The following is a 19,805-nucleotide window of genomic DNA, read 5'->3' as shown; positions in this document are numbered from 1 at the left end:
AGTTCTACTGCGGTTTCTCGGATTTCGATGCGGGTCACACCTGCCATTGTCATTTTTCTCCACACGGTAGAACTCAGTCTCTCATTTGTCGCTTCCTTTTTTCAATTTGGTATGACTCTTGATCCCCAGTGACCACAACCTCTTCTTCATCAGCAGATTCTTCCTCTGATTGAGTGACTGATCCAGCAGGCGCAGATGAAGTAGACTGACTTACCTTTTCCTCACCATCGGCAGCTTGCTCTGGCTGAGCGGGTTGAGTGGCTGCGTTAGAGTTTGTCTGCGCTGAGTTGAGGGTTGGTGCAGAGGGAGAGAGGGGTGCTGTGGCAGCCGTGGAAGGAGCAGTGACACTGAGAACGAGTCTTTGCGTATTTTGAACAACTTGGGCGGAAGGCAGCCCTGCTTTGCCGACGATCGTGACTCGCACCGTGTTGGCACCGAAAGGTGTTACGGAGATACTAGCGATTCCATCGGCTGGGTTATCTTGGCGAAACGCTTTACCCTCCGACAATTGCGCGTTAGCAATGTCTGCGATCAATGTTTGACGATCGCGGGTTGTAAAAACTTGGAGTGGTTGGCTGCTTGTGCTCTCTAAAAAGAGTTCAACCCCGTTAGATGTTGGTTTGACTTGCACGGCTGTAATTTGTGTAGCCTCAGCCCAAGCCGACTGAGCTATCAAAACCGATGCTAGACCTGCAACGCCCAAACAAGCAAATGACTGCGCTTTCAACATCTCTCCTCGCACGAAAACATAGGGATGGGAAACAATTCAACACGATAAAACAGCCTCTCCGGGATGAACACTAGAGGCGAAACTACAACCAGCGCAGAGCGCAGACCCCAAGGAACTGCTCTTTCAACTACTAAAGATTTCTATTAGCTGCTTGAACAGTTATGCTAGTCGCATCAAGCGAATGACACAACTTATCATTAAGCAGCGAAGTGGCGCGGCTGTCAACCGTGTTCTGATCAGGAAGTTCACTTTATTGATCAATCGATGAAATCAGCCAATGACCCTTGCATCTAGCCGTTTTGAGAATCTAGCCCGTCTCAGCTCGTTTCAATCCATCTCCTGAGCAGGAATCAACTAATCATCAATTGGGCCCAAATTCAGTTAATTGGAAGCTCTTGCAGCTCTACTTGCAAGATGGCAACTAATCACTTAATCTTATTGAGAAAGTCTCTCAGTTTACTCAGCCTGTTTTTGATTTTGTCGCTCCTTGTGGTCGCCGTCAATTCTTGTAAATCCTTTGAGGAGATGAAGAGTATGGTAAAGTCATCTTCACGACTCGGAGAGAAGGCGCAATCTTCTCAAAAAATTATGGCGCGCTCGCAAATGCTACTGCCTATAGGATTCGCGCTATGTTTGCTGATTCTCTTCGGGTGTTTGATGACGAGTATTACCTTCGGAGCAGCAAAGATTCATCCAAGTACCGTTTTCTCCGCCTTGACAGCATTTGATGGTTTGACAAACATCTGATTATCCGCACGGTGAGAGTTCCTCGATCGCTAATTGCACTAATGGTCAGAGCAGCATTAGCAGTTGCCGGAACAATCCTACAAGGACTGACTCACAATCCTCTGGCTGCACCTGATATTTTGGGCGTCAATAGCAGTGCAGCGTTTGACATAGTGATGATTTTAGTTCTCCTGGCCGCTGTATTTCTTGCTCTGATGAGTGTTCAGCTCAATTTTCTGCTCTCGCTGATTTTTTGGACTGTCTTTTTTCATTAAGTTAGTCACTAGATGCTGTAGCAACTTAGTGAAAAAATGGAGATTGGCATGGCGTTCCAGAAAGGTGAAAATTCTCATCACCCGCTCCCCAGATCAGTACTCACGGTTGAACCGATTCGAGATAAGAAGGCGATCGACCGAATTAAAAAAATGCTGCGTGACCAGCCACGGGATCTTTGTCTGTTTGTGCTGGGTATCAATACTGCCTTCCGTGCCAATGAATTGCTCTCGCTCACGATGGGTCAGGTGCGCCTACTTCAACCCGGTGATGTGCTGCGGGTCAAGCAAAGCAAAACCGGGAAGTTTCGGAGTGTGACGGTGAATGGAGCAGTGGTTAAGGCAATCTCACAATATCTTGCAGGCTCTTCCCTTCCCGATGACGCGTTCCTGTTCCAAGGCAAGCGCGGTTGCCTGACGGTTCCGACCGTGAGCACGATGGTGAAAACCTGGTGTCAGCATGTGGGATTGAAGGGGAAGTATGGCAGTCACAGTTTGCGCAAGACTTGGGGGTATTGGCAGCGACTAGAGCGTGGGACTACCATTCCGCTGCTGATGGAAGCCTTTGGACATGCCACACAGCAGCAGACGTTGGCGTATCTGGGAATTCAAGCCGAGGAGATTGCTCAGATTTATGGACTGGAACTATAGCCGAATGACATCCGATCAAGGGCAATACCTGCCACCGACAGCTTCTAAGGCTGAGAGTGGCGCTCAAGACAAGTTGAAACGCCGCTCTCATTTTGTCTATGGTCTTTACCCACGTTCAGGATTTCCGCAGATTAGTGCAACCTCAACTGAGCATTAGGTAATCAGTTGAAGTTACGCTTAGAAACCCCTTGCAGAGCTTTTCGCCGAGACTGCGCGAAGGTCATAGCGATCGAGGTTCATCACCTTGTCCCACACTGCCACAAAGTCCTGCACAAATTTCGGCTGCGAGTCCTCAGCTCCGTAGACTTCCGCGAGGGCACGCAGTTGAGAGTTTGAGCCGAAAATGAGGTCAACACGAGTAGCCGTCCACTTCTGTTCACCCGTTTTGCGATCGCTCCCCTCAAACTCGTATTCATCTTCAGAGGTCGCCTTCCATGTCGTGCCCAAGTCCAGCAGGTTCACGAAGAAGTCATGGGTTAACGTCTCCGGTCGATGGGTGAAGACGCCGTGTTTAGACCCGCCAAAGTTCGCACCCAGGACACGCAAGCCGCCTACGAGAACCGTCATCTGGGGGGCTGTCAGGGACAGCAATTGCGCCCGATCGACCAGCAGTTCCTCAAGCGATTCGCTGTGTTTGCCGCTCGTGTAGTTGCGGAACCCGTCCGCCGTCGGCTCAAGCGGGGCAAAAGACTCAACATCCGTTTTCTCCTGCAATGCATCCGTACGTCCCGGCTTAAAGGGAACCGTCACATCGTATCCAGCAGTCTTCGCCGCCTGTTCAACGCCTGCGCATCCGCCCAGAACAATCAGGTCAGCGAACGAAACCCGCTTTCCGCTAGACTGCGAGCGGTTGAACTCCTGTTGGATTCCCTCTAGGGTTTCCAGCACTGTTGCCAACTGCTCTGGCTGGTTGACTTCCCAATCTTTCTGGGGTGCGAGACGAATGCGTGCCCCGTTTGCTCCACCGCGCATGTCGGAGCAGCGGAACGTTGACGCCGACGCCCAAGCGGTCGAGACCAGTTGGGAGACAGACAGCCCTGCAGCAAGAATCTTGGCCTTGAGAGCGGCGATGTCCTGCTCATCAATCAAGTCATGATCCACGGCGGGGATGGGATCTTGCCACAAGAACTCTTCCTGGGGAACCTCCGGACCGAGATAGCGCGATCGCGGTCCCATGTCTCGGTGCGTTAGCTTGAACCACGCCTTGGCGAACTGATCTGCAAACTCATCCGGGTTATCGTGATAGCGCTGCGCAATCTGGTTGTAGATAGGGTCCATCTTCATGGCCATGTCCGCCGTGGTCATCATCGGGGCGTGCCGTTTCGACGGATCGTGCGCGTCGGGTACCGTACCCGCACCAGCGTCGCCCTTGGGTTTCCACTGCCACGCGCCAGCAGGACTCTTGGTCAGCTCCCAGTCATATTTGAACAGGGTTTCGAGATAGCTGTTGTCCCACTGTGTTGGTGTGGGAGTCCATGCGCCTTCGATCCCGCTGGTGATCGCATCGACGCCGACACCCGTGTTGAAGGCGTTCTTCCAGCCGAGACCCTGATCGATGATGGTGGCACCCCCAGGGTCAGCCCCGACGTGCGTCGCTTCACCCGCACCGTGACATTTGCCAAAGGTATGCCCGCCGGCGGTGAGTGCGACGGTCTCCTCATCGTTCATCGCCATCCGACCAAAGGTCTCGCGAATATCGCGCCCTGAACCGATCGGATCAGGCTCACCGTCTGGTCCTTCTGGGTTCACGTAGATCAGACCCATCTGAACGGCAGCGAGGGGATTCAGCAGCACTCGATCTTCTTCGTAACGCTCATTGCCAAGCCAGGCTTTCTCAGAACCCCAGTAGATGTCCTCCTCCGGCTGCCAGACATCCACCCGCCCGCCGGCAAAGCCGATTGTCTTGAAGCCCATCGACTCGAGGGCACAGTTGCCAGCGAAGATCATGAGGTCCGCCCAAGAGATCTTCTTGCCGTATTTCTGCTTGATGGGCCAAAGCAACATGCGTGCCTTATCGAGGTTGGCATTGTCGGGCCAACTGTTGAGCGGCTCAAACCGCTGGCTACCCGAGCCCGCGCCGCCGCGACCATCGCCCATACGATACGTGCCGGCGCTGTGCCACGCCATTCGGATGAAGAGCGGACCATAATGGCCGTAGTCGGCTGGCCACCAGTCCTGGGAGGTGGTCATCAACTCATAGATATCTGCCCTGAGGGCAGCTAAGTCGAGTGTCTTGAACTCTTCAGCATAGTTGAATTCCTCACCCATAGGATTGGATTGGGGTGAGTGCTGGTGGAGGACGCTCAGATTCAAATAATGCGGCCACCACTCTCGGTTTGTCGGCATATGGCGAACCTTAGGTTTCTGACCTCCGCCCGTAAACGGGCATCCGCTTGCGCTGCTCATAATATTTTCTGCCAAGTCTTGTAGTGTGGATTTTTGATGTACTGCAAACAAATAGCACAGCTGTAATTACTGGGATAATTGATGAAAAATATAATTGATGAGAAATATAATCAACGTTATGCTTCGAGACAATAGATTGTAATTTGAAGCAATCTGTTACATCAACAGCTCAAGAGGGCACTGTCAACTTAACCGAGTATGCTCAAATTTAAGCACAATAATCCTTGAACATTCAGCGTTGCTCAATGTTACACAGCAATTTTCAGGCAAGCGATCTCTCGCCACTCCTCAAAGCGTAGCTGTTCTCGGTAGCGTTTTGCACTCAGTTCGTGTTGCTTCGGGTGAAAGTGTCCTCGGATGGGTTCAAATGCTGATAGAAATCGTTGCGCTTGTCCGGGCGCTTTGAATCGCCCCATCCGCCTTTCTCTGATTCTTGTGGACTGATGGGAGTTCTCCGCCCGGTTGTTCAATCCCTTGTGCTGTCGATGCTCCACATTCGGCATCACTCGTCTCTTTGCGGCTTCATAGCTTTTCAGTTTGTCGGTGACATTCACCCGTGGCACGAACCCTTGTTTCTTCAGCAGCTTACGGAAGAATCGCTTCGCTGCCTTGGTGTCTCGATGTCGTTGCAGCAAGACATCCAGCACGTTTTCTTCACCATCCACCGCCCGCCACAGATAGTATTGTTGCTTTTTAATCGTCACCACCACCTCATCAAGATGCCATTTGTCTGTTACATAAGGACACTTGCGTCGCACCTGATTCGCGTACTCCTGCCCGAACTTCTGACACCACTCCCGAATTGTTTCATAGGTCACTTCGACGCCGCGTTGGCTTCGCCACGCTGAAAGCGACCAACATCATTTTCTCGATATCCCGGTAGCTCAAGGGAAAAGTGTAATACAGCCAAACGCAGTAGCTAATAATTTCGCTCCCGAAAGCGATGACGGGAGTACATGGGCAAGCAGGCAACGTTGAATCAGTGCGATTATTCTACACTTCGGTTAACCTGACAGTACCGGCGGGAAATCACGTGCTTGAAAATTGCTGTGTAACATTCAGCGTTGCTCAATGTTCAAGGATTGTCGTGCTTAATTTTGAACATCCCTGGTTAAGTTGACAATGCCAGAAGAACTTCCTAGGAGACTGAAGCAGTAATTCAGCCTGAGAAATCACGATCGAGAAAGCAACTCAATTAATTTATTGAAAAATAGTCTCACTAAGAGGATAGGATACATATTCCTAATAAAGCAAGAGCTTTTTTGCAAGCAAGTCTTATCAAGTTGCAGGCATAATCTCAGCAAATTGGAGAAAACCTAATGCTGACAGACCTTGCATCACTGCAAAAGAAGTGCTAACTTATCCAGACAGTAGTTATTAATGAAAATCAATCGCATTAACTTGCACCAAACAGCAAAGAAGTGTTAACTTATGTGGACAGTAGTTGTTAATGAAAATCAATCGCATTAACTTGTACCAAACAGCAAAAATTCAGCAAAATTGGAGTTCGTTTAAGTAGAGTTGTCATAACGACTATGTATTCGCGAGTGTTTGAGGATTTACTTAAACCTCGAGTACCAGAGATGGGCTCAATCCTTCCACCCTAGTCAGGCTGGTTCTATTCCTCTATCAATAGCTGGGCTAATACTAGGAAGAGTGCTTGAGCAACTCAAACTATTTCACTCTTCAAAATAAACGAATGATTTTACTAAGTCAGATCAAAGTTATGTCATTGATCTACATGTAGCTTGATGGCTAGAAAAGTATTCGCAAAGTAAATGTTTAGAGGTATCGGACAATGCAACCGATTCGTGATGTGTCTCTCTCTAATGCTCAAGACTTGATGGTGTCGCTTTCATCTTCAGCACCCAGTATCTTAGAATCCGGTTTTCAAGACGGACATGCTGCACCTGGCGCACAAAACATTACCCTACCCGGGCCGCTTTCAAAACGCTATCTCGATCGACAACAACAACGAGAATCGAACGCTAGAAGTTATCCTCGTCGGATTCATTTAGCCATTCGCGAAGCGAAAGGAATTTACATCAAGGATGTCGATGGCAATCTCTATTTTGACTGCTTAGCGGGCGCTGGCAGCTTGGCGCTTGGTCATAATCACCCTGCTGTACTGGCAGCAATGCGAGAGGCTTTAGATACCAATCTGCCCTTGCATACCCTGGATCTCACGACTCCCATCAAAGATACCTTCGTCGAAGAACTGTTTGCGAGTTTGCCAGGTGAATTTGCTCGGAAGGCGAAGATCCAGTTCTGTGGCCCCTCTGGGGCAGATGCTGTTGAAGCTGCGCTCAAACTCGTAAAAACTGCAACTGGACGGCGCAGCGTGTTGTCATTCCAAGGTGGCTATCATGGCATGACGCATGGCGCTTTAAGTCTGACCGGAAATCTGAAGGCTAAACAAGCAGTATCAGGACTAATGCCAGACGTGCATTTTCTGCCTTATCCCTATGCCTATCGCTGTCCGTTTGGGTTAGGTGGAGAGGCAGGACATCATATGAGTAGTCACTATATTGAATCACTGTTAGATGATCCAGAAAGTGGTATTGTGTCACCTGCGGCAATGATTTTAGAAATCGTGCAGGGTGAAGGTGGCGTGATTCCGGCTCCAGATGAATGGCTTCGTCAAATTCGCAGTCTGACTCGCGATCGCAATATTCCACTCATTGTTGATGAGATTCAATCTGGGTTAGGTCGGACAGGTAAGCTTTATGCCTTTGAGCATTCTGGAATCATGCCAGATGTGTTGTTATTGTCGAAAGCGATCGGGGGAAGTTTGCCCTTGTCGGTTGTGTTGTATGATGAAGCGTTAGATCAATGGGCGCCGGGCGCTCATGCTGGTACGTTCCGAGGAAATCAGCTAGCGATGGCAGCCGGAACTGCAACTTTACGGTACATCGTAGAGAATCGTCTGTCAGACCATGCTACTAAAATGGGCGATCGCTTGATGGCACACTTGCGTCAAATTCAGTCTGATTTCCCCTGCCTAGGTGAAGTGCGGGGACGAGGATTGATGGTTGGAGTTGAGATTGTAAATCCAGCGATCGCGGCGAATCGGTGCGGTAGCTATCCTGCATATTCTCAACTTGCGAGTTGCATTCAAGCTGAATGTTTGCGCCGAGGTCTAATCATCGAGATTGGAGGACGGCACAGTAGCGTGATCCGCTTTTTGCCGCCGTTAATTGTCACTGCCGAGCAGATTGACAGCATTAGTGAGATTTTCGAGCGGGGCGTAAAAGCAGCCGTAGAACAATTCCTGTAATTCAGTTTAACTATTGATACGCCTTGAGGTGTGTGGATGATCAATGCTCAATCAACCCAATTTGATGCTCACTTCCTGACCAATTCGACGAAGAGCCTAGTGGCTTATCATCAAGCGATCGTAACCGCACAGGAAGTGTTGCTGCACTATTTTGCCAATCAAACTCAAGCTTACAGCGGAGCGTCTCCCGAAGAAATTGCATCAACCTTAGCAACGGTTGATTTCTTCCCAATGTTTGGACGAGAGCTATCTCAAGTTCTAAACGATGTTGGCAAAACTGTTGTCAGCCATTCGGTTAACGTCTCTCATTCCCATTGCATGGCTCATTTGCATTGTCCGCCGCTCATTCCTGCGTTGACATCTGAGTTGCTGATTAATGCCATGAACCAATCGATGGATTCTTGGGATCAAAGCCCAGCAGCAACTCTGTTAGAACAACAGATGGTGAATGAGTTGTGTCGCTTATTCGGTTATGGTGCAGGTGCAGATGGGATTTTTACCAGTGGTGGGACACAATCGAACTTTATGGGATTGCTGCTGGCTCGTGATCGTTATGCAAGCCAACACTTGAATTGGCAAATTCAGCAACAAGGTCTACCACCAGAAGCCAATCGCTTTCGGATTCTCTGCTCGGATGTGTCGCATTTTACAATTCGACAAGCGGCTGCTTTGTTGGGATTAGGGGAGAAATCCGTTATTCAAATCGAAACGGATGCAGAGTATCGCTTGTGTCCGATTGCACTTGAGCGCCAATTGCAACAGCTTCAGGCGGAGAAACTGTTGCCGATCGCGATTGTCGCAACGGCTGGAACAACAGATTTTGGTAGTATTGATCCACTGCTAGAATTAGCAGCTTGCGCGAAACGATATGGGCTTTGGTTCCATGTGGATGCTGCTTTTGGTGGTGCTTTGGTGCTGAGCGATCGCCATCGGCATAAGCTTGCTGGAATTGAGTTAGCAGATTCGATCACGGTAGACTTTCACAAGCTGTTTTATCAACCGATTAGCTGTGGTGCGTTTCTGCTCAAAGATCGATCGCACTTCAATTTCATCAAGCTTCACGCAGACTATCTCAACCCAGAAACAAATGCTGTTGAGGGAATTCCTGACCTCGTGACGAAATCCGTACAGACAACACGGCGGTTTGACGCCCTGAAATTGTTCGTCTCTCTGCAAGCCTTAGGACGGCAACAATTTGCAGAAATGATTGATACAACGTTGGAGTTAGCAACAGCAACAGCACAGTTGATTAGTACAGATCCAGCATTGGAATTAGCTAATCATCCCGCGATCAATGCAGTTGTGTTCCGCTACTATCCTCAGCAGAATGTTTCAGATCAAAAATCAGAAGGTTGGCATAACCGCATTAATAGCCAGATTCGAGCCATGCTGCTGCAATCTGGAGAAGCGGTGATTGCCCAAACGAAGATTCGCGATCGCGTTTATCTCAAATTTACGCTGCTTAATCCTCGCACGACCCTAGCAGACATTCGCAAAATCCTAGACTCGATTAAACAGTTAGGTCAAGTATTGGAGAGAATTTAATGACAGAAAACACACTGATCAAACCTGCAACGCGTTCTCTGACTCGTACCGATAAGCAAGTTGCTGAACAAGTTACAATTCAAAGCTTTCTAAACTGTTATCTGCGGGAAATTGGAACCTGTAAAACCATTGAAATAGTGGATTTATCTTGCGCCAAGCTCGATGCAGTTCTACTTGAAACATTCAGTCGCGAGGGCGCTCGATCGCTGATCCGAATTCCCTTAAAGCATCAATGCATTGATTTGCTCATTGGCTTACGTTACTGGTCGCCGACTGGACGGCACCTATTCTGCTTTCCAGTTTATTCTCAAACTTTAGACGGTTCTAAATTAGAGCTTGATTACGTCACGCTGGTTGCTCTGATCGCCAAAGAACTTGCTTTGATGAATGGTAGCCATGACCATCAAGCTGAACTCATGATGCGTGTCATTCAAAGCTGTAGCAATATTGAGCAATTTGTTCAAGGGCGACGGCAGCAGGCTGAAATGCTTTACGCATTTCGGAGTACATTTATTGATACCGAACAAGCCCTGATTTTTGGGCATCATCTGCATCCTACTCCCAAGAGCCGACAAGGGTTTTCTGAGGAGGAATTATTCCTGTACTCACCCGAATTACAAGGGAACTTTCCGTTACACTATTTTCGAGTTCATCGATCAATTGTTCAAGAAGGTTCAGCGTTATCTCAAACGGCTACAGCGCTAATTAAGCAGGAACTTTTGTCCGATGCATCTATTAAGGATGAATTCAAAACAGCTTACTGCCAGGAAGATGAGTATGCATTGCTACCCGTCCATCCTTGGCAAGCAATTTTCTTGAAACAACAACTCGCAGTTCAGGACTTATTGCGTACCGGACTGTTGCAAGATCTGGGGTCACAAGGACGTAATTATCAACCTACCTCTTCGATCCGCACGGTCTATCACCCAGAAACAGCGTTCATGCTGAAGCTATCCTTGAACATTAAAATTACGAACTCAGTTCGTACTAACTTGTACAAAGAGCTAGAACGCAGCATCGAGGTTCATCAACTTTTGTCTGGCGTGATTGGTCAAGAATTGCGCGATCGCTGCTCCAATTTCACGATCATTCGCGACCCTGCTTATATCACCTTAAAAATTGATGATCAGCCTGTAGACGGCTTCGCTACGATTCTGCGAGAAAATCCTTTCCCAGCCAGCTCTGAGGCTGATGCAACTTGTCTCATTGCTTTGTGCCAAGATTCTATTTCAGGCGAAGGGTCTCGGCTGTCTGAGATTATCCATCAGTTGGCGCAGCGCGAAGGGCGTTCCACTGATGCAGTGAGTTTAGACTGGTTCCGTCGCTATCTGAAGATATCTCTAGAGCCAATCTTATGGCTCTACTTTACCCACGGCATTGGAATCGAAGCTCATCAGCAAAACAGCGTATTGCAATTGCAAGATGGTTACCCTCACCACTTCTTTTACCGAGACAACCAAGGGTATTACTACCGAAAATCGTTTCATTCGCACCTCAATCAACTGCTTCCTGGGATTAGCGAGAAAAGCCAAACGATTTGCGACGATGCAGTGATTGATGAACGGCTAGGGTATTACCTATTCATTAATAATTTGTTTGGGCTGATTAATGCATTCGGTGTTGCCAGACTGGTTGATGAGCGATCGCTACTCAGCGAATTGCGCAATGAGTTGATCAAGCACTCTACTGCGGATCAAGGGTGCTCTACGCTCTTACAAACTCTTCTGTGCCAAAAGCAGTTGCGCTGCAAAGCGAATTTACTGACAAGATTCCACAATCTAGATGAATTGGTAGGCCCTGTCTCTACACAGTCTGTCTACGTAGAAATCGACAATCCGTTGTATTCTGATGAGAGCTATGCCATCTAACACGCTGCAATACGCTTACGAAATTCACGATTCCAGCATTAATCAATCTATTGCTTTTCGTCCAGTGGAGTTGCAGCAAGATCTATCACGCATTCACTGCTGGATGAATCAACCTCACGTGGTTCCCTTTTGGAAACTGGCGTTTGATCTAGAGAGAATGCAAGCGCATTTAGAACGCGCGATCGCTGATTCACACCAAACGCTTTATATGGGTTGCCTCAACAATGTGCCCATGAGTTATTGGGAGTCCTACTGGGCTGCAGATGACGTTGTTGCTCAGTGCTATCCGGCGCAGCCTGCCGATCAGGGAATTCATTTATTAATCGGTCCACCCGAATTCCTGGGTAAAGGCTATGCACTGCCTTTGTTGCGGGCAATGGTTACGTTTCAGTTTCAACAGCCTGAAACGCAGAAAATTATTGCTGAACCGGATATTCGCAATCACAAAATGATTCATGTATTTGAACGCTGCGGTTTTGAATTTCAAACAGAAATTGAATTACCGGACAAACGAGCCGCGCTGATGTTTTGCGAACGGCACCGTTTCTTTGAGAGGTCGAAATAATGTCTGAACCCGTTTTTGATGTGATTGGTGTCGGAATTGGCCCCTTTAATCTAGGCTTGGCGGCACTTTTAGAGCCAGTGTCAGAAATTAATGCGCTATTCCTAGAACAAAAACCACAATTTCAATGGCATCCCGGTTTGCTGCTTGAGGGCGCGACGATTCAAGTTCCGTTTCTAGCCGATTTAGTCACTATGGCTGATCCGAGTAGCCGCTTTAGTTTTCTGAGCTATCTCAAAGCCCAATCTCGACTTTACCACTTCTACTTTCTGGAGCATTTTCACATTCTGCGGCAGGAGTACAACCATTACTGTCAGTGGGTTGCGGAACAGTTGCCAAGTTGCCGATTTGGTCAGCGAGTCGAGGCGATTTCCTGGCAGAATGACTGCTTTGGGGTTCAAGTATTCGATGTTGCTTCGCAAAAAACTCGCTCTTACTATTGCCGCAATCTAGTCTTGGGAGTCGGCAGCATTCCATCCGTGCCGTCTTGTTTGCAAAGCTTCCTATCAGATACCGTTTTTCACTCAGCCAATTTCTTGCAGCACCGCGATCGCTGCCGTGAATATGACTCCATTACGGTCATTGGTTCAGGTCAAAGCGCGGCTGAGGTGTTTTACGAGCTATTGCAGGAGCAAGAAACCTCTGGCTATCAGCTCAATTGGCACACCCGTTCTCCTGGCTTTTTCCCAATGGAATATTCCAAGCTGGGCTTAGAACATTTTTCGCCTGACTATATTCACTATTTCCATAATTTACCACCGGAGCGTCGCGACCAAGTTCTGACCCAACAGGGGTTACTTTACAAGGGAATTAGCTTTAGCACGATCGCGGATATCTACGATCTGTTGTATCAACGGTCGATCGCAGGCAATCAACCGAAGGTGCAGTTACTTTCCTCAGTGGAAGTCAAGGAAGTAGAAAAGATTGGCGATTCTTATCGGCTAGGCTATCGGCATCGGCAACAGGACGATCGCTTTTCTCATGAGACAAACTGCATCATTCTCGCAACCGGCTACCATCATGCAATTCCGAACTGTATTGAAGGGATTCGCTCTTTGATTGAATGGGATGAGCAAGAGCGCTACAGCGTCAAGCTGGACTATCGACTTGAACTGACTCAGGATATTCCCAATCAGATCTTTGTTCAGAATAGTGAATTGCATACGCATGGAGTTGGCGCACCGGATTTGGGGTTAGGCGCTTACCGAAATTCTGTGATCATCAACACCCTTGCGGGTAAAACAGTCTATCCTACTCATAGCCGCAATGTCTTTCAACAGTTTGGGATCGCAGCATGAAACAGCGATCGCAAATTGTATCGAGTGTCCTGTTTCTCTGCGTGTTTTTAGCAATATTCAATGAGGTATTGCTTTCACCGTTTTATCCTCAGTTTTTTCGCAAGGTTTTTGAGATTGAGGACATTGCCTATACCGGATACTACATCTTTATTTGCCGTTTAACGGTAGTGGTCTGTTCTCCGCTTTGGGGAGTTCTTGCGCGGCGATTTGAAGTCAAACATCTGCTCTATATCGGTCAGCTTGGAACTGCGATCATGACTGCGTTCATGGGAACTTCCACAACGGCGGATCAGTTCCTCATCTACACAGTTTTGCTGCTCGCTTGCAAAAGTAGCTATTTACTGGTGTATCCTTTGATTATTCAACTGGCAGGTGAAGCTAAACGAGCAGCAGTTGCAGGCACCTATCAAGCTGTCTTTCATGGGGCGATCATTGCAGCGACGATCGCTGGGGCTTGGATGGTTGATTTGGAAGCTCCGTTGTTTTTGTTTTACTGGATTGCAGCGGCAGACATTTTGCAGCTCGGTCTCTGCCTGTATTGCTTACGAGGAGTTTCCACGCAACGTCCGGACAGTCAGGAAGCTAGCCAGCCTTCAACAAGCGGGAATCAAACGGGCTTTATTCTTGCGATCGGCAGTGCGATTCTCACTTTCCAACTTGCCAATAATCTCGTACGTCCTTATTTCACAGAATATGTCATCGCCGCGCCCTTTAGCCTGAATCTACTATCGAGTAGTCTGCTCTTTCTAATTCCCAGTGTGACCGCAGTTGTTGCTTTACCGTACATTCGCTCTGCTTGCATTCCAAAACGCCTGCCTTCTATCTATTTAGTTGGCTTGTGTCTTCTATCTGTCAGCTTGTTTGTTCAAGGCTGGACACAGCAGGCTGTTGTTCTGATATTGGCTCGAATCGTCTATGGATTCTGCTTAGCAGTCACACAAGCCGCTCTAGAACTGAAGCTATTCAGCAATAGCGCTGTAAACCGGCTTCATTTTAATTACAGCCTAGCCACTTCGTTTGCCAATGTTGGAAATCTCGCAGCACCGTTAATCGCCTCCTGGCTTGTAAGTTCTTACAATTTAGCCGCTCCGCTTCTGGTTGCTGCGATCGTTTGTGTGGCTAATTTTCTATTGGTTCGATTCACAGTTTTTCGCAAATTGTCTTTGTCTTTCCAACCGTAATTTTAGGAGTTTTCACAATGAATCAGTTACAGACTTTAGAACGGGCATTGACCACACCGCATTGGCAGGCTGTCGGCAGTGCGCTTCTAGCAAAAATGCTCTCTGAATTCATGTATGAGGAAATGATTCAACCAGAACTCCTCAGCACTGGAGAAACACATCTTTATCAACTTTCTCTGCCTGAAGGGGTGGCTTACCGCTTTGAGGCTAAACCCCGGCTATTTGACAGTTATCGGGTGTTTCCAGAATCGATTCAACGACGGGAAGGGAATAGCTATGTCCCTGCTTTCAATCCCCTGCAATTCGTGATGGATTCTCATACTCAGATTGGCATGACCGCCGAAACGACAGCTCATTTGTTGAAGGAATTGAGCAATACGCTGCTTGCTGATGCTCACATTCATGCGGCAAAGGAAACTCAAGCAGTTGATCTCATCAACTTAGAGTATCCGCAAGTGGAAGGGGAGATGGAGGGACATCCCTGGATTACCTTTAACAAGGGACGCATTGGATTTGGCTATGACGACTATTTAGCCTATGCTCCCGAACAAAAACAAGAAATTCAGTTATTCTGGATTGCTGTGAAGCGAGATCGTGCTCAATTTGCTGCGGTGACTGGACTAGAGTACTCGACTCTGATTCAGGAAGAATTGGAAGGAACGCTTGCAGAATTTGAAATGCAATTAAAGTTGCGGAATTTGCAAGCTGAGGAGTACTATTTCCTCCCAGTCCACGAATGGCAGTGGAAGAATATCATCATCCCACTGTTTATCGAAGAAGTAGCGAATCACGCAATCGTTCCTTTAGGACACAGTCGCGATCGCTATTTACCTCAGCAATCGATTCGCACCTTTGCCAATGTTACGCAGCACAAGAAACGCTACGTGAAGCTGCCGCTCAGCATCCTCAATACGCTGGTCTATCGGGGATTGCCAGGGGAACGAACCATTGTTGCGCCTCAAGTAACAGAATGGGTGAAATCCATTTGCGATCGCGATGCCTTCCTCCGGGACGAATGCCGCCTGATTCTGCCTGGGGAGATCGCCAGCATTAACTATGATCACCCCTACTACACACAGCTATCCGGCGCTCCCTACCAGTACAAGGAAATGCTGGGATGTCTCTGGCGAGAAAGCGTCCTTACTTACACCGAACCGGATGAGCGTCCAATCACGCTTGCGGCATTGCTGCATGTCGATCGCAACGGTCAGCCGTTTATCTCTCAACTTGTAGCACAATCAGGACTCAGCTTAGAAGTTTGGTTAGATCGATTATTCAATACAGTGCTGCCCCCGCTGTTGCACTATCTCTATCAATACGGCACTGTCTTCTCTCCTCATGGCGAAAATACAATTTTGGTGCTGAAAAATCATGCCCCCCATCGTCTTGCAATGAAAGACTTCGTTGATGATGTCAATATCAGTCGCCATCCTTTACCAGAATTGGAATCTTTACCCGAAGCATTGAAGCCGGTATTACTGACCGAGCCACCAGAAGGATTATGTCAATTTATCTTTGCTGGTTTGTTTATTTGCCATCATCGTTATCTGTCCGATTTGCTAGAGACTCATCACCATTACCCAGAACATCGGTTTTGGCTACAAGTGCGGCAAAGTATTGAAAATTATCAAAGTCGCTTTCCAGAATTGAAAGAGCGATTTGAACTGTTTAACTTGTTGGCACCTCAGTTTACGAAGCTTTGTCTGAATCGAAACCGCTTATTAACCTATGGTTACGCTGATGATGGCTCTCGTCCTCATGCAGCCGCGTTTGGAAAAGTGACCAATGCATTACATACAATCGCTGACCTCGCTGTTTCTAAGTAGGAGAACTCAATTAACCATAAAATGCTTGGAATGCCCTCTCCCGTAGAAGAGGGAGCAAGAATCCAGTTTCCCTTCTCCTGCGGGAGAAGGGGCAGTTGTGTTGCAAAAACCAGTCGTTAACTTGACAATCCCATAGCGACAGTACCCGCACATTAAGCAAGATGATGTCGGGCTGAAACTGTCGCCACTTAAACAGAGATTGGGAAGCCATTTAGATTGAAAACAGAGAAAATTGAGCTCTTCCAACCTACTATTTTTTGCGACACAACAACCCCGATTAGGTAGCGGCTGTGTAACGCGCGATTCCGAACACATGACAATTACGACAATGGTGATCGTCAGGGTAGGTATCACGAATGGTTTCAGCGATATTTGTTACGCGATCAAGGTCATCGACTAATCCAAATTGATTCAAGTCGGCAGCCGTGTAGATGGATGGAAACATGCCACAATTGACCAAGACGCTGATTGCATCGTCAGAGTCGAGAATGTCGTATCCACAGAACGCAAAATCGTCAATTGCTGCCGGAACATGAGTGGGTCGTTCGGTTAAGGCAAGAATGTTATGTCGCGAAGCATCGTACCTGATTCGGCGTTTTAGGTATTCGTAATTATGAAAGCAGTGAAGGCGGTTGTCAGCGTGGATATTGAAGTTCCAATCCTCGTCAACCAGCGTGCTAATTAGGGACGGGCAGAGCATTATGTCAGTGGAGACAATTTCCTGAATGTGGTAGAAACCTGACCATTTGATGTAGCTTGACCATGCATCGCCACAGCTTGGATCGAATTTCTCACAGGCTACGAATACAGGAATCATGATTTGGGCTCCGCTTCAGATTGCAAACTTGCTCAACGACGAATTAATACGACCCGTTTGATTTGTGAAGGTTTATTGCTTCAGTGTACAGTGCTCAATTAAAGGTTCTGTTGCAAAGACTTTAAAGTGACAAACGACTGGTCTCGTTCATATTGTTTTAGGCAATCACTCCAAACAGTTCATTGATAAATCTTGCTTGAGATACACTATTCCCTTGGTTGATTCCGCTCACTTGTCCTTTACGCATCATCGCCATTGCCTCAATTTCTCGTAGCGTTCTTCTTGCTGTGTTGAACGACTGAAATCCTATCATCGGCTTCATAATCCGTTTGATGTTGCGGTGGTCTTGCTCAATGACGTTGTTCAAATATTTGCTTTGCCGTAATTCGGTCTCGGCTTTTAACGTTTTATCTTCCTGCAATTCATCCATCGCCACGGGATAGGCAGCATTCTTATCGACGGTAATCACTCGGGGCGTTTGAGTGTGCTTCACTTTCAACACTTTACGAAAAAATCGTGCCGCCGCTTTTCCGTCTCGCTTCGCTCTCAGCATGAAGTCCAACGTGTTGCCCTCCGAGTCTACCGCTCGATACAGGTATTTCCACTCCCCTTTCACTTTGATGTAAGTTTCATCGACTTTCCACGAATCATTAGTGGGATTGAGAAAGCGACGAATGCGTTTGTCGAGTTCTGGGGCAAACTTCAAAACGAGCGCGATTGATTGTGGAATGATCCACGGCAACTCCTCGTTCTGCCATCATCTCCTCTAAATCTCGGTAGCTCAGGGAATAACGACAATACCAGCGCAAGTTCAGCAGGATGATTTCAGGCAGAAAGTGATGCCATTTGAACAGGGAATCAGTCGCCATTTAAAGAGAAACTAGAGAAAATTGAGCCTCCCTACCCTACCATTTTTGCGACCCAACCAACAGGCGAGTAAAACCATTCTGCTCTGGCGAAATCTTAGAGATGTCTGAAAAAAATCGCCGCGCAGTTGATTTCCATCGCAGCGATCGGGGTGTTAGTTGGTTGGGCTGTAACAGGTTTCTTCCTTTCTGGTTAAACAAAGCTGATTCTGACCCAAATCGGTTTTTAATCTGACTTGATACTTTGTGCTTTCAGCAGGCACCGTTTTTGTGTAATTGTTTGCACGATCGCAGGAGAAGTCGCGAGTAAAACGTCCGGGAGACCATTTAATCGTCATCGTACTGCCATTCAAGCTGACTTTTCCTTTGCGGGATTGGAACACCTGCTGGTTGCAACCACCGCTCATGATGTTCATAATTCCTGTGTATTCAACCGTGCCATTGGGCTTGAATTGGTACGTAAATCGTGAGGCGTTTCCTCCTAGGTATGCGCCCCCCTGAGTGTAAGTGCTGCTCCCGGTTTGCGCCCATACCCATTTTCCGACGATCGAGGAGATGCCCCCAACGCCGCTCGATGAGTCGTCTGATTGGCTTGCTGTGTTATTGGAACTGGCAGCTTCATACACTGACAAGAGAAGTTTGGCTTCCGCATCGTTGGGTAACTGCCGCAATTGCTCGACAAATCCTTTGTTAAATCCTTGTCGAATCCGGTTCTGTTCTGCTTCAGGCTCCGTAATCGCTTCTCTGTAGTTCGCGATGACATCATCAATGCCTTTTTTAGTGCCTACCGGATCATTTTCAAACTCATTTGATTTAATTGAATAATATTCATCGCGCTGTTCAGTTGTAAATTTGGCTCCAAATGCCCATTCAAAGAAAGCAATCACCTGATTAACATCTGAGCGGTTGAGCGCTTTGTTTTCAGCCGTTAGGAAAACACTGGGTTCAGCAGAATGGGCAGCAATATTGACCATTGGTACGTTGATTGATGCGACTGATAGAAGTAGCAAAGGTAAAGATTTAAATTTGTTCATCATGGTGAATGTTACTGGTGATGGGTTTAGAGTCGGATTGCACTTCCAAACTGAGTTGGATTTTATCGGCAGATCGAGGAGAACTAGGGGAACCGTGAAATTTGTTGCATTGTGTTATGCCCCTTGGAGGCATGGAGCGAACCATTTTACAATTCCGTTAGTGTATGATTTTGGGTTTGCCGATGCGAGTTTTGATTGTTGAAGATGATTCTGCGATCGCAGATGTGGTCGCTCGATCGCTCAAGGAACAACACTATGCAGTGGATATTGCGGAAGATGGCGCGATCGGCTGGGAATCGGCTGAATGTACTGCTTATGACTTGATTTTGCTCGATGTAGATTTGCCCAAGCTCGACGGAATTTCGCTGTGTCAACGGCTCCGCGATCGTCGATGTGCAACCCCGATTTTGTTGATGACCAGACTGATGCTGGCGCGGATGGGATTTCGCCCGATTCTGCTGGAGCGGGGGAAACAAGTCCGAGATCGCACGGCAGATACATTTGGCTTTTGGAAAAAGAGAGCTGACTTTAATCCAGAATCAAATGCCCAGTTTGGCGAAGGCGGAGCAGGAACGTTCTCCGATGGCAAACTCTACAGCCAAGTTCGCGATCCGCAACACTATGGGCGGAAAGGGCACTATCAACTTAACCGGAAGTATTTAAATTTAAGCACTGTAACTCCCTTAATCGTCAGTCTCGCTCAAGTTTATGCAGCATCTTTCACACACGTAATCTCCCGCCAATCT

The 19,805-nt window shown here is 47.7% G+C and carries 15 protein-coding genes and 1 pseudogene; 10 read left to right on the top strand and 6 right to left on the bottom strand.

The annotated features are described in order from the left end of the window. Positions 1–73: 73 nt before the first annotated feature. The gene (locus NC981_RS24890) at positions 74–730 is read right to left on the bottom strand and encodes an AMIN domain-containing protein (RefSeq protein ID WP_348245490.1); all 657 of its coding nucleotides are present in this window, start codon (positions 728–730) and stop codon (positions 74–76) included. Positions 731–1,518: 788 nt separating this feature from the next. Here NC981_RS24890 and NC981_RS24885 point away from each other — a divergent pair. Then, positions 1,519–1,731 (top strand): iron chelate uptake ABC transporter family permease subunit, encoded by a 213-nt coding sequence (locus NC981_RS24885; RefSeq protein WP_348245491.1) that lies wholly within the window; start codon positions 1,519–1,521, stop codon positions 1,729–1,731. A gap of 48 nt (positions 1,732–1,779) precedes the next feature. Beyond that, positions 1,780–2,379, top strand: coding sequence for a tyrosine-type recombinase/integrase (locus tag NC981_RS24880; RefSeq protein ID WP_348245489.1), 600 nt, complete (start codon positions 1,780–1,782; stop codon positions 2,377–2,379). A gap of 177 nt (positions 2,380–2,556) precedes the next feature. On the opposite strand, the gene katG is transcribed toward NC981_RS24880, so the two are convergent. Together katG and NC981_RS24870 are read right to left on the bottom strand one after the other, a co-directional pair. Further along, positions 2,557–4,785 carry a catalase/peroxidase HPI gene (katG, locus tag NC981_RS24875; protein ID WP_348245488.1) on the bottom strand — a complete coding sequence of 743 codons (2,229 nt, stop codon included), beginning with the start codon at positions 4,783–4,785 and terminating at the stop codon, positions 2,557–2,559. Positions 4,786–5,033: 248 nt separating this feature from the next. After that, positions 5,034–5,757, bottom strand: a pseudogene (locus NC981_RS24870) (IS6 family transposase). An 826-nt stretch (positions 5,758–6,583) separates the two neighbouring features. Between NC981_RS24870 and NC981_RS24865 the strand changes: the two are divergent. The 7 genes from NC981_RS24865 to NC981_RS24835 are packed head-to-tail and all read left to right on the top strand — an operon-like array spanning position 6,584 to position 16,342. After that, positions 6,584–8,062, top strand: a complete 1,479-nt coding sequence (locus tag NC981_RS24865; protein ID WP_348245487.1) for an aspartate aminotransferase family protein — start codon at positions 6,584–6,586, stop codon at positions 8,060–8,062. 36 nt (positions 8,063–8,098) lie between these two features. Beyond that, a complete protein-coding gene (locus NC981_RS24860) occupies positions 8,099–9,607 on the top strand; it encodes an aspartate aminotransferase family protein (protein WP_348245486.1) in 1,509 nt (502 codons plus the stop codon). After that, positions 9,607–11,475 (top strand): IucA/IucC family siderophore biosynthesis protein, encoded by a 1,869-nt coding sequence (locus NC981_RS24855; RefSeq protein ID WP_348245485.1) that lies wholly within the window; start codon positions 9,607–9,609, stop codon positions 11,473–11,475. Before NC981_RS24860 ends, NC981_RS24855 begins: the two co-directional genes overlap by 1 nt. Then, positions 11,465–12,040, top strand: a complete 576-nt coding sequence (locus NC981_RS24850; RefSeq protein WP_348245484.1) for a GNAT family N-acetyltransferase — start codon at positions 11,465–11,467, stop codon at positions 12,038–12,040. The genes NC981_RS24855 and NC981_RS24850 overlap by 11 nt, the downstream gene beginning before the upstream one ends. Further along, positions 12,040–13,335 (top strand): lysine N(6)-hydroxylase/L-ornithine N(5)-oxygenase family protein, encoded by a 1,296-nt coding sequence (locus NC981_RS24845; RefSeq protein WP_348245483.1) that lies wholly within the window; start codon positions 12,040–12,042, stop codon positions 13,333–13,335. Before NC981_RS24850 ends, NC981_RS24845 begins: the two co-directional genes overlap by 1 nt. Beyond that, positions 13,332–14,516 (top strand): MFS transporter, encoded by a 1,185-nt coding sequence (locus NC981_RS24840; protein ID WP_348245482.1) that lies wholly within the window; start codon positions 13,332–13,334, stop codon positions 14,514–14,516. Before NC981_RS24845 ends, NC981_RS24840 begins: the two co-directional genes overlap by 4 nt. Before the next feature lie 17 nt (positions 14,517–14,533). Next, positions 14,534–16,342: an IucA/IucC family siderophore biosynthesis protein gene (locus NC981_RS24835; RefSeq protein WP_348245481.1), complete on the top strand. Its 1,809-nt coding sequence runs from the start codon at positions 14,534–14,536 to the stop codon at positions 16,340–16,342. Between the two features lie 277 nt (positions 16,343–16,619). On the opposite strand, the gene NC981_RS24830 is transcribed toward NC981_RS24835, so the two are convergent. The 3 genes from NC981_RS24830 to NC981_RS24820 form a co-directional block, all read right to left on the bottom strand. Continuing rightward, a complete protein-coding gene (locus tag NC981_RS24830; protein WP_348245480.1) occupies positions 16,620–17,042 on the bottom strand; it encodes a hypothetical protein in 423 nt (140 codons plus the stop codon). Positions 17,043–17,316: 274 nt separating this feature from the next. Continuing rightward, positions 17,317–18,028 (bottom strand): IS6 family transposase gene (locus NC981_RS24825; RefSeq protein ID WP_348245479.1). Its coding sequence is split into 2 segments (ribosomal slippage): positions 17,317–17,871 and positions 17,873–18,028, totalling 711 coding nucleotides; the frame shifts between segments, so codons are not numbered across the junction. Positions 18,029–18,180: 152 nt separating this feature from the next. After that, complete coding sequence (locus NC981_RS24820) at positions 18,181–18,999, bottom strand: hypothetical protein (protein ID WP_348245478.1); 819 nt, start codon at positions 18,997–18,999, stop codon at positions 18,181–18,183. 242 nt (positions 19,000–19,241) lie between these two features. Between NC981_RS24820 and NC981_RS24815 the strand changes: the two genes are divergently transcribed. Continuing rightward, positions 19,242–19,805, top strand: a 564-nt coding sequence (locus NC981_RS24815; protein WP_348245477.1) for a response regulator, incomplete at its 3' end; no start/stop codon positions are given.

It is taken from the genome of Leptolyngbya sp. DQ-M1, assembly GCF_039962505.1.
Classification (GTDB): Bacteria; Cyanobacteriota; Cyanobacteriia; order Leptolyngbyales; family Leptolyngbyaceae; genus Leptolyngbya.
This window is presented reverse-complemented; position numbering and strand designations above follow the sequence as displayed.